11 protein-coding genes are annotated in these 10588 nt (G+C 71.3%); 4 read left to right on the top strand and 7 right to left on the bottom strand.

Annotation, left to right across the window (positions count from 1 at the left end; translation table 11 throughout):
- Nucleotides 1-68 precede the first annotated feature (68 nt).
- Nucleotides 69-548, bottom strand: coding sequence for a hypothetical protein (locus tag DKT68_RS25015; RefSeq protein WP_109819832.1), 480 nt, complete (start codon nucleotides 546-548; stop codon nucleotides 69-71).
- Nucleotides 549-781: 233 nt separating this feature from the next.
- Nucleotides 782-1771, bottom strand: a complete 990-nt coding sequence (gene selD, locus DKT68_RS25010; RefSeq protein WP_109819831.1) for a selenide, water dikinase SelD — start codon at nucleotides 1769-1771, stop codon at nucleotides 782-784.
- Nucleotides 1772-1965: 194 nt separating this feature from the next.
- Between selD and DKT68_RS25005 the strand changes: the two genes are divergently transcribed.
- From DKT68_RS25005 to DKT68_RS24990, 4 genes are all read left to right on the top strand, one after another.
- Nucleotides 1966-2721 (top strand): amino acid ABC transporter ATP-binding protein, encoded by a 756-nt coding sequence (locus tag DKT68_RS25005; RefSeq protein WP_109819830.1) that lies wholly within the window; start codon nucleotides 1966-1968, stop codon nucleotides 2719-2721.
- A 57-nt stretch (nucleotides 2722-2778) separates the two neighbouring features.
- Complete coding sequence (locus DKT68_RS25000) at nucleotides 2779-3645, top strand: glutamate ABC transporter substrate-binding protein (RefSeq protein ID WP_109819829.1); 867 nt, start codon at nucleotides 2779-2781, stop codon at nucleotides 3643-3645.
- An 84-nt stretch (nucleotides 3646-3729) separates the two neighbouring features.
- A complete protein-coding gene (locus DKT68_RS24995; RefSeq protein WP_109819828.1) occupies nucleotides 3730-4404 on the top strand; it encodes an amino acid ABC transporter permease in 675 nt (224 codons plus the stop codon).
- Nucleotides 4404-5288: an amino acid ABC transporter permease gene (locus DKT68_RS24990; protein ID WP_109819827.1), complete on the top strand. Its 885-nt coding sequence runs from the start codon at nucleotides 4404-4406 to the stop codon at nucleotides 5286-5288. The genes DKT68_RS24995 and DKT68_RS24990 overlap by 1 nt, the downstream gene beginning before the upstream one ends.
- 113 nt (nucleotides 5289-5401) lie before the next feature.
- Here the strand turns inward: DKT68_RS24990 and rny are convergent, their stop codons facing one another.
- The 5 genes from rny to DKT68_RS24965 form a co-directional block, all read right to left on the bottom strand.
- Nucleotides 5402-7168: a ribonuclease Y gene (gene rny / locus DKT68_RS24985; protein WP_109819826.1), complete on the bottom strand. Its 1767-nt coding sequence runs from the start codon at nucleotides 7166-7168 to the stop codon at nucleotides 5402-5404.
- 643 nt (nucleotides 7169-7811) lie between these two features.
- Nucleotides 7812-8510, bottom strand: coding sequence for a regulatory protein RecX (locus tag DKT68_RS24980; protein ID WP_109819825.1), 699 nt, complete (start codon nucleotides 8508-8510; stop codon nucleotides 7812-7814).
- 14 nt (nucleotides 8511-8524) lie between these two features.
- Nucleotides 8525-9571 (bottom strand): recombinase RecA, encoded by a 1047-nt coding sequence (gene recA / locus DKT68_RS24975; RefSeq protein WP_109819824.1) that lies wholly within the window; start codon nucleotides 9569-9571, stop codon nucleotides 8525-8527.
- Between the two features lie 184 nt (nucleotides 9572-9755).
- Entirely contained in the window at nucleotides 9756-9956 is a 201-nt protein-coding gene (locus DKT68_RS24970; protein WP_074318010.1) for a DUF3046 domain-containing protein, read from the bottom strand.
- 4 nt (nucleotides 9957-9960) lie between these two features.
- Nucleotides 9961-10588: MFS transporter (locus DKT68_RS24965; protein ID WP_146218432.1), on the bottom strand; the 628-nt coding region annotated here is incomplete at its 5' end.

Raw genomic sequence — 10588 nt, 5'->3', positions numbered from 1 at the left:
CCCGTCGGCCACCGCCGCCGGCCGCGGCTGACCGCCCGCGCGGCATCCGCCGCCGGGGGCGGCCGGGGTCAGGCCGCGGCGAGCGCCGGGGCGACCGTGTCGGGCGCCCAGCGTGAGCGGTGGCACTGCGACCAGCCCCGGCAGCCCGGGTCGGCGAGCGAGCAGAGCCGCTGCCGGCTGAGCACCTCGCCGTCGTCGGTGTCGCGGATGTCGAAGTGCACCGGGCGGACCGTGCCGTCCGGGGCGACGAGCAGGTGCCGGCTGGCGTCGAGCGTGTCGTCGCGCAGCAGGCAGTTGCGGTCGAGCAGCCGGGCCAGCGCGGCGATGCTGGCGTGCTCGGGGAGCCGCTCGGGCACCCCGTAGCAGTCCACGATCGTCGCGAACTCGCCCGGCGCCTGCCAGACGTCGCAGACCACCGCGTACGCCGGCAGCCGCGCCGGGTCGGCCACCGCCAGCGGCATCACCACCCGGCCGAGCGCCTCGGCCAGCGCCGGGTAGACCTCCACGGGTCGTACCCGGTCGATTCTCCAGTTCCACAGCTCGGTCATTCCGCCTCCTCGCTGCGTTCGTCCCACCGGCCTCCGGATCGGGCCTTACTGACGATGGTGGGGGGCATATGGCCTCAGCCGGGGGCAAGTTACCGGTCTGTGACCATTCCGGGCAAAATTTCCCTCAGCCCCGATGCTCGGAGTAGCGGGAAGGTGACAGTTTATCGGGTATGGTGCGCCGTCCGCACGACCGGCGGCGCGTGTCCCGGGCCGGCTGACGCGGCCGCTGACGGTCAGCGCAGGACGACCAGGTGCTCCCCGCGGGGCAGCAGCTCGCCCACCACCGGCGCGCCCGGCAGCTCACCGGCGACCAGCAGACCGCCGGAGGTCTGCGCGTCGGCCAGCAGCAGCCGCTCGTCCTCGCCGACGGCGCCGAAGTCCGTCCACGGGGTGACCCAGTCCAGGTTGCGCCGGCTGCCGCCGCTGACGTACCCGTCGCGCAGCGCCTCCCGCGCACCCGGCAGGTAGGGCACCCGGGCGGTGTCGATCGCCACCGTGAGCTGGCTGGCGCGGGCGAGCTTGGAGGCGTGCCCGAGCAGACCGAACCCGGTCACGTCGGTGCCGCAGCGAATGCCGGCGTCGACCGCCGCGCGGGCGGCGTCCCGGTTGAGCGCGCTCATCGTGGCCACCGCCTCCGGGAAGCTCTCACCGGTGGCCTTGTGCCGGGTGTTCAGCACGCCGACCCCGAGCGGCTTGGTCAGCGACAGCGGCACGCCGGCCCGGCCCGCGTCCAGGGTGATCAGCTCCTCCGGCCGGACCGTGCCGGTGACCGCGAGACCGTACTTCGGGCCGTCGTCGTCCACGCTGTGCCCGCCGGCCAGGTGACAGCCGGCCTCGCGGGCCACGTCCTGCCCGCCCCGCAGCACCTCGCGGGCCAGCTCGAGCGGCAACACGTCACGCGGCCAGCAGAGCAGGTTGAGCGCGACCAGCGGGACACCACCCATCGCGTACACGTCGGAGAGCGCGTTGGCGGCGGCGATCCGCCCCCAGTCGTACGCGTCGTCGACCACCGGCGTGAAGAAGTCGGCGGTGCTGACCAGGCCGGTGCGCTCGTCCAGGCGGACCACCGCCGCGTCGTCGCCGTGGTCCAGCCCCACCAGCAGCTCGGCGGTGCCCGTGGCGGGGCCGAGACCGGCCACCATGATCTCCAGCTCACCCGGCGGGATCTTGCAGGCGCAGCCGCCGCCGCGCGCGTACCGGGTCAGGCGTACCGGTTCGGTCATCCCCCAATGATCTCGGCAACCGGCCGCCGACGCCACCGCTGCGGCCCGCACGATGACCGGAATCGGACTCGACACGACGATCGTGACCGGTGTTACCGCTCCGTGACCCGCCAGGTTGCGTTCCGCCACATCACGCCGCCTACAGTGGCCGCACCGGGGGTCAACCGACCCCTATCCGGGAGACGACAGGGACGGTGGACGACGTGACGACGGGCGAACCGCTCATCGTGCTGGACGCGGTCAACAAGTGGTTCGGGCCGCTGCACGTGCTGGACGACGTCTCGCTGTCGGTGGGCCGGGGCGAGGTGGTCGTGGTGATCGGCCCGTCCGGCTCCGGCAAGTCGACGCTGTGCCGCGCCATCAACCGACTGGAGCCGATCAGCTCCGGCACCATCATCTTCGACGGCCAGCCGCTGCCGGCCGAGGGCAAGCCCCTCGCCAAGCTGCGCAGCGAGGTCGGGATGGTGTTCCAGTCCTTCAACCTCTTCGCCCACAAGACCATCCTGGAGAACGTCACCCTCGGCCCGATCAAGGTCCGCAAGGAGAAGCCGGCCGCGGCCCGCGAGCGCGGCCTGGCCCTGCTCGACCGGGTCGGCATCGCCAACCAGGCGGACAAGTTCCCGGCCCAGCTCTCCGGCGGCCAGCAGCAGCGGGTGGCCATCGCCCGGGCGCTGGCCATGCAGCCCAAGGCGATGCTCTTCGACGAGCCGACCAGCGCGCTGGACCCGGAGATGGTCGGCGAGGTGCTGGACGTGATGACCTCACTGGCCCGGGACGGCATGACGATGGTCGTGGTCACCCACGAGATGGGCTTCGCGCGGCACGCCGCGAACCGGGTCATCTTCATGGCCGACGGCCAACTGGTCGAGGACGCCCCGCCGGAGGAGTTCTTCGCCAACCCGCGCAGCGACCGGGCGAAGGACTTCCTCTCCAAGATCCTCACGCACTAGGCGTCCGTAGTGGAGCACGCCGGCCACCGGCGGGCCCCGTTGAAGAAGGAGAAGAGTATGCGTATGAAGCGCGTTGCGGCGGCCGCCGCGGTCGCCGCTCTGGCCATCACCATGACCGCCTGCGGCGGCGATGAGGGCAACGGCACCAGCAGCTCGGGCGCCAAGGGCATCGTCGGCAAGGCGGAGAGCCAGAAGAAGCTCGTGATCGGCGTCAAGGCCGACCAGCCGGGCCTGGGTCTGCAGACCGGCAGCCAGTACGAGGGCTTCGACATCGAGATTGGCAAGATCATTGCCAAGGGCCTCGGCGTCGACGCGAACAACATCGAGTGGAAGACGACGGTCTCCAACAACCGGGAGCCCTTCATCCAGCAGGGCACCGTCGACCTGGTGGTGGCGACGTACACCATCAACGACGAGCGCAAGCAGAAGGTGAACTTCGCCGGCCCGTACTTCATCGCCGGTCAGGACCTGCTGGTCAAGTCCGACTCGACGATCGCCGGCCCGGAGGGTCTGGACGGCAAGACGGTCTGCTCGGCCTCGGGATCCACGCCCGCCAAGCGGATCCAGTCGGACTACCCGAAGGCCCGGCTGCAGCAGTTCGACTCGTACTCGAAGTGCCTGCCGCTGCTGGAGAACGGCCAGGTCGACGCCGTCACCACCGATGACATCATCCTCGCCGGCTACGCCGCCCAGTCGCAGTTCGCCGGCAAGTTCAAGGTCGTCGGCAAGACCTTCTCCACCGAGCCCTACGGCATCGGCCTGAAGAAGGACGACAAGGACGGCTGCGAGAAGGTCAACGAGATCCTCAAGGCCGCCGCCGCCGACGGCACCTACAAGGCCGCCTGGGACACCAGTCTGGGCAAGAGCGGCAAGGCCGCGCCCGAGCTGGACACCACCAAGCTGACCAACTGCGGCAGCGTCTGACCGGTCCCGGGGGCCGGCACCTGATCGTGGGTGCCGGCCTCCGGCCCGTCACGACGCCGACGACCTGACCCCGGGAGCCGACGCATGCACGTATTCGCTGATCCGACGAACTTCGACGCCTACGTGTCGAGTTTTCTCTGGATCCTCAAGCTGACCGGCGCGTCGGCGGTGCTCGCGCTGGTGCTCGGCGTGCTGCTCGCCGCCATGCGGGTCTCGCCGGTGCCCGTGCTGCGCGGCTTCGGGGCAGCGTGGGTCAACATCTTCCGCAACACGCCACTCACCCTGGTCATCTTCTTCTGCTTCTTCGGGCTCTACTCCACCCTCGGGCTGAGCCTGGTCGACGACCTGGATCTGAACAACTTCTGGCTCGGAGTCATCGGCCTGTCGGCGTACACGGCCGCCTTCGTCTGCGAGGCGCTGCGGTCCGGGGTCAACACCGTGCCCGCCGGGCAGGCTGAGGCGGCCCGGGCGATCGGCCTCACCTTCGCCCAGACCCTGCGGATCGTGGTGCTGCCCCAGGCGACACGCTCAGTGGTCGCGCCGCTGGGCAGCATCCTCATCGCGCTCTGCAAGAACGCCACGATCGTCGGCACCATCGGCCTGATGGAGTCCTCGAACGTGATGAAGGACCTCATCAACAGCAACGGCGACGCGGTCATCCCGATCTTCCTGGTCTTCGCCGGCACGTTCGCCGCGTTCCTGATCCCCACCGGCTACTTCTTCGGGTGGCTGGCCAACCGTCTGGCGGTGAAGCGCTGATGAGCGCCAACACGGTTCTCTACGACCACCCCGGCCCGCGGGCCCGGGTCCGCAACGCGCTGCTCACCGTGGTCTTCGGCGTCGCCCTGGCCGGCCTGCTCTGGTGGGTGTACGCCAAGTTCGACCAGGCCGGGCAGTGGGAGGGCGCGCTCTGGCAGCCCTTCACCGAAGGCGCGACCTGGACCCAGTTCATCCTGCCCGGCCTGCGGCAGACGCTGTTCGCCGCGCTCACCGGCATGGTGCTCTCGCTCGCCTTCGGCATCATCTTCGCGGTCGGGCGGCTCTCCGAGCGTCGGTGGATCAGCATTCCAGCTGGCGCGGTCGTCGAGTTCTTCCGGGCCGTGCCGCTGCTGCTGATGATCTTCTTCATCTTCTACGGCGTGCCCTTCCTCATCCAGGGGCCGGTGCCGGCGTTCTGGGCCGTGGTCGCCGGGTTGACGCTCTACAACGGCTCGGTGCTCGCCGAGGCGTTCCGCGCCGGCATCCGGTCGGTCCCGAGCGGCCAGTCCGAGGCGGCCTACGCGGTGGGCCTGCGCAAGAGCCAGGTGATGCGGCTGATCCTGATCCCGCAGGCCGCTCGGGCCATGCTGCCGGTCATCGTCAGCCAGTTGGTGGTGCTGCTCAAGGACACCGCGCTCGGCTACATCGTGGCCTTCCCGGAGCTGATGCAGCGCGGGGTCAACGACCTCGCCGCGAACCGGGGCAACATCGTCGCCGCCGCTATCGTGGCGGCCGCCATCTACATCGTGATCAACTCACTGCTGAGCACGCTGGCCAACTGGCTGGACCAGCGCAGCCAGCGGCGCGGGTTCCGCGCGCAGCGGCGGATTGCCACCGGTGCCAACCGGGCCGGCGGGGTCAGCGTCGTCGAGCCGCAGGGCTGACCGCCCGCGACGGCAGCGGACCGGACCCGGCAGGGCACCGGCCCGGCGGGCGCGGCGGTGAGATACGTCGACGGGCGGGTGGCCATGCCACCCGCCCGTCGTGCGGTCGTAGGTCAGCGGGCGATCTCGGTGACCCGGGACTCGCGGACCACGGTCACCCGGATCTGACCCGGGTAGGTCAGCTCCTCCTCGATCTGCTTGGCCACGTCGCGGGCCAGCACGGCCGCCCCGATGTCGTCCACGTCGTCCGGCTTGACCATCACCCGGATCTCCCGGCCGGCCTGCATCGCGAAGACCTTGTCCACGCCGAGCTTGCTGGCGGCGATCTCCTCGATCCGCTCCAGGCGCTTCACGTACGCCTCCAGGCTCTCCCGGCGCGCGCCCGGCCGACCCCCCGAGCAGGCGTCGGAGGCCTGGGTGAGCACGGCCTCGATGGTCTGCGGCGGCACCTCGTTGTGGTGCGCCTCGATGGCGTGCACGACGTCCTCGTGCTCGCCGTACTTGCGGGCCAGGTCGGCGCCGATGATGGCGTGGCTGCCCTCCACCTCGTGGGTCAGCGCCTTGCCGATGTCGTGCAGGAACGCCGACCGCTTGATGGTGGACACGTCCAGCCGCAGCTCGGCGGCCATGATGCCGGCGATGTGCGCGGTCTCGACCAGGTGCTTGAGCACGTTCTGCCCGTACGAGGTGCGGTAGCGCAGCCGGCCCAGCAGGGTGACCAGCTCCGGGTGGATCTCGGTGATGCCGACCTCGACCAGGGCGTCCTCGGCGGCCCGGTGGCAGAGCTCCTCCACCTCGTGCCGGGCCAGGTCGTAGACCTCCTCGATCCGGTGCGGGTGGATCCGGCCGTCCAGCACCAGCTTCTCGAGGGTGAGGCGACCGACCTCACGGCGTACCGGGTCGAAGCAGGAGAGCAGCACCGCCTCGGGGGTGTCGTCGATGATCAGGTTGACCCCGGTCACCGACTCGAAGGCGCGGATGTTGCGCCCCTCCCGGCCGATGATGCGGCCCTTCATCTCGTCGCCGGGCAGGTGCAGGACGCTGACCACGCTCTCCGCGGTCTGCTCGCTGGCGACCCGCTGGATGGCGTCGACCACGATGTGCCGGGCCCGCTGCTCGGCGGTGTTGCGTGCGTCGGACTCGATGTCCCGCACCAGCAGCGCCCCCTCCCGCTTGGCCTGCGTCTCGATCGCCTCGACCAGCTCCAGGCGGGCCGCCTCGGCGGTGAGGCCGGCGACCCGTTCCAGCTCCCGGCGGCGCATCTCCTCCGCCTCGGCCACTTCGGCCTCGCGCCGGGTGAGCTCGGACTCGCGGGCCGCGAGGGCGGCGCGGGCCGCGGTGAGCTGGCGCTCCCGCTCGGCGAACCGCTCCACCTCCTCGGTGTGCAGCCGCTCCCGCTCGTCCATCCGCGCGGCCCGACGTTCCACCTCGGCCGCCTGCTCCCGGGTGGTGGCGGCGAGCACCGCGACCTCCCGCTCGCCGCTGCGCCGGGCGGTCGTGCGCAGCTGTTCGGCGTCCGCCTCCGCCTGCTTGTGGGCCCGCTCCAGCACGGTGTCGGCCTCGGCGCGGGCGTCGTCGAGTACCCGGCGGGCCTCGGCCCGTGCCGCCTTCGCCTCCGCCTTCGCCGCCGCAGCCTCGGCCCGGGCGGCCGACGCCGCCGACTTCGCCACGTCGATGGTGCTGTTGGCCTGGTCGGCCGCGCTGCGCAGGGCGGCCAGGGACTGCTCCTGACGGTCCTTCTCGGCGATGAACGCCGGATCCTCCGGCACCGGTGCCGCGCCGACCTGGCGCAGCGTCCGGACGCCGAACAGGACCGCGCCGACGACCACCAGGGTCAGGATGAGTACGGCGGCGAGGAGCACGATGTCGAAGGTGCTCATGCCGGGACCTCGTGCGGACCGCCGGTGAACCTGTGCCGCCCCGCCATGGCCGCCTCCCCTGATACGTCTGCGCCGCAGCGACCGTGCCGAGGGCACGCTCCTGCGACTCTGGACGCCCGACCGGAGCGACTGGCCGTGGGTAGCTCTCTCCGCCGGCGGTGCCCGCGGGCATCGTCGGCGGCCGGGTGCAGTTGTCGCGCCGCTCCGGACCGGCCTGCCCGGAGCTGCGATGAATGGCCGGCTGCGCTGGCCAAAGTGATGCTGTCTTGTTACGCGATCTATGTTGTGCGCTTAGCCTGCGCTTGGTCGGGCAATGTGAGCCTGTATGGCGAGGCTAGGTCGCCGGGGGCGGTCTGGTCAAGAACTCATGATCAAACCCCCCGAACGGAGAGAAGCGGCGACATCACCGACTGCTGATGTCTGGCCGGACAGGAGTGGACAAACTCCGCGAGGTGTCGGGCTCGGTGAGCGTGCCGGGCCTGCTCAGCCCACCGCAGCCGATCACCTGGCGACGCTCGGCCCCGTGATTCGGCCCTCGGCAGGTGTGACCCATCCGTCGAATTGCGGACATCGGGCCGGCCCGCCGTTGAGACACGCCTTCAGCGTCGGGCCCGCACCTCCGGCGGGACTCGCCCCGGCCCACTCACTCGGACGGGCGGCCGCCCCGGTCCAGTTCGCCCTCAGCGTCGGCGAGCGCGTCGGCGTCGATCTGCTCGGCGAACTCGGCCGCCTCGGCGCCCTGCGCCGCGATCGCGTCCTTCACCGCCCGGATCGCCACACCGGGTGGATAACCCTTGCGGGCCAGCATGCCCACCAGCCGGCGGAACACGGCGTCGGGCTCGCCCCGGGCGGTGCGCAGCTTCCGCTCGACCAGGGCGCGGGCGGTCTCCGCCTCGGTCTCCTCATCCAGCTCGCCCAGCGCCTCGGTGGCCACCTCGCCGTCCACGCCCTTCTGGCGCAGCTCGTTGGCGAGCGCTCTGCGGGCCAGGCCACGTCCGGCGTGCCGGCTGGACACCCAGGCCCGGGCGAACGCGGCGTCGTCGATGATGCCGACCTCGTCGTACCGGTCGAGCACCTCCGCCGAAACCTGCTCGGAGATGCCCCGCTTGGCCAGCGCCCCGGCCAGCTCGGCCCGGGTGCGTGGGCGGACGGCGAGCTGGCGCAGGCAGATCTCGCGGGCCACCTCCGACTCGTCGCGGGGCGGGGCCGGAGACTCGGCCACATCGGCCGTCTCGGACCGGCCCCGGCGACCCCGGCGGGGGCGGGGCGGATCGCTGGCGTCGCCCGTACGGGGCGGACCGGCATCCCAGCCCCGCCCCGTACGGGCGCGTCGTCCTGCCATGGGTCAGCGACCGATCAGAAGTCGACCGGCGGCAGCTCCGGGCCACCGGCGGCGTCACCCGCGCCGACCCCGACGCCGAGCTTCTCCAGGATCTTCTTCTCGATCTCGGCGGCCACGTCCGGGTTTTCCTTCAGGAACTCCCGGGCCTTCTCCTTGCCCTGGCCGAGCTGGTCGCCGTCGTACGTGTACCAGGCGCCGGACTTGCGGATGATCGCCTGCTCCACGCCGACGTCGATCAGCGAGCCCTCGCGCGAGATGCCCTTGCCGTACATGATGTCGAACTCAGCCTGCTTGAACGGCGCCGCGACCTTGTTCTTCACGACCTTGACCCGGGTGCGGTTACCGACCACGTCGGTGCCGTCCTTGAGGCTCTCGATGCGTCGCACGTCGAGCCGGACCGAGGCGTAGAACTTCAGCGCCCGACCACCGGTCGTGGTCTCGGGGCTGCCGAACATCACGCCGATCTTTTCCCGGAGCTGGTTGATGAAGATCGCCGTGGTGCCGGTGTTGCTGAGCACACCGGTGATCTTCCGCAGCGCCTGGCTCATCAGCCGAGCCTGGAGACCCACGTGGCTGTCGCCCATCTCACCCTCGATCTCGGCACGCGGCACCAGGGCCGCCACCGAGTCGATCACGATGATGTCGATCGCGCCGGAGCGGATCAGCATGTCCGCGATCTCCAGCGCCTGCTCGCCGGTGTCCGGCTGAGAGACGAGCATCGCGTCGGTGTCGACGCCGAGGGCCTTCGCGTAATCCGGGTCGAGCGCGTGCTCGGCGTCGATGAAGGCCGCGATGCCGCCGGCTCGCTGGGCACTGGCCACCGCGTGCAACGCCACCGTGGTCTTACCGCTGGACTCGGGGCCGTAGATCTCGACCACCCGGCCGCGGGGCAGGCCACCCACACCCAGCGCCACGTCGAGCGCGATGGAACCGGTCGGGATCACGGCGGTCTGGATGACGGGCCGCTCCCCCAGCCGCATCACCGAGCCCTTGCCGAACTGCTTGTCAATCTGAGCGAGAGCAAGGTCGAGTGCCTTCTCCCGGTCAGGCCCTGCTGCCATGGTTGCCACCCCTGCCTTCGCCGGCGTCTTTGCTGAGCTTCGCGTCACGCGGACACGCTAGGCGCTGGGTCCGACAGAAAACCAGCCGACGGGCCGCGAGCTGTGGACGAGCACCCAGCTGTGGACAATAGCCGAACAGGTGTACGACTGGACAAGCGACACGCGGAAGTGTCGAAAAGGCTGCTCAGCGTAGTCGCGCGGGCACTCGGTCGGGGTACGCGGCACAGACCGCCCGCCACACCACGTGCGTCTGCTCCCCCGATGCCAGTGCCTGCTCGATGGTCCGTCCATCGAGCTGGGACAGCACCTGGTCGCGGGCGATGCTGGCCGCGTAGCCGGGCCCGAACGCCTCCTCCAGCCGCGCCCAGAAGTCGGTCAGCCGCACGTGATCAGCCCTCCTCATCCGGTGCCCCGGTCGGCACCGGGCGCAACGCTAGCGCCACCAGGGGCACCGTTGCGACCGCCGCGAGCAGGGCGAGCACCGGATAACCGGCCATCTGCATGACAAACCCGCTGACCATGGCGGCGCCGGCCCCGGCCAGCCCCATGGTCAGGTCGGACAGCCCCTGGACGCTCGGCCGCACGTCGGCCGGCACCGACTCGGAGAGCAGCGTGGAGCCGGCCACCATCGTCCCCGACCACCCCAGCCCGAGCAGGACCAGACCCACCGAGAGTCGGGGTGTGTGGTGCCCGGCGGTGCCGGCGACCGCGCAGGCCGCCAGCAGCAGCCCGACCCCACCGAGGATCACCGCCCGCCGGCCGAGCCGGTCGGTGAGCCAGCCGACCAGCGGGGAGAACGCGTACATGCCGGCGATGTGCAAGCTCAGCACGATGCCGACCAGCCGCAGCACGTCGGCGTCGGCGTGCGACTCACCGAGGCGGACCGGGGTCATCGACATCACCGCCACCATCACCAGGTGGCCGACCGCCACCGCGGCGATGCCGAGCCGGGCGGCCGGCTGCCCGCGTACCACCGACCAGGCCGCCCGCATCCCGGCGCCGCGCGGGGCGCGGACC

The organism is Micromonospora acroterricola, assembly GCF_003172955.1.
GTDB lineage: Bacteria > Actinomycetota > Actinomycetes > Mycobacteriales > Micromonosporaceae > Micromonospora > Micromonospora acroterricola.
This window is presented reverse-complemented; position numbering and strand designations above follow the sequence as displayed.

Bases quoted from the DNA above. Each gene is read 5' to 3' on its own strand.
- DKT68_RS25015 (WP_109819832.1), bottom strand. From the start codon at position 548: ATGACCGAGCTGTGGAACTGGAGAATCGACCGGGTACGACCCGTGGAG.
- DKT68_RS25000 (WP_109819829.1), top strand. From the start codon at position 2,779: ATGCGTATGAAGCGCGTTGCGGCGGCCGCCGCGGTCGCCGCTCTGGCC.
- rny (WP_109819826.1), bottom strand. From the start codon at position 7,168: ATGAGCACCTTCGACATCGTGCTCCTCGCCGCCGTACTCATCCTGACC.
- selD (WP_109819831.1), bottom strand. From the start codon at position 1,771: ATGACCGAACCGGTACGCCTGACCCGGTACGCGCGCGGCGGCGGCTGC.
- DKT68_RS24990 (WP_109819827.1), top strand. From the start codon at position 4,404: ATGAGCGCCAACACGGTTCTCTACGACCACCCCGGCCCGCGGGCCCGG.
- DKT68_RS24995 (WP_109819828.1), top strand. From the start codon at position 3,730: ATGCACGTATTCGCTGATCCGACGAACTTCGACGCCTACGTGTCGAGT.
- DKT68_RS24980 (WP_109819825.1), bottom strand. From the start codon at position 8,510: ATGGCAGGACGACGCGCCCGTACGGGGCGGGGCTGGGATGCCGGTCCG.
- recA (WP_109819824.1), bottom strand. From the start codon at position 9,571: ATGGCAGCAGGGCCTGACCGGGAGAAGGCACTCGACCTTGCTCTCGCT.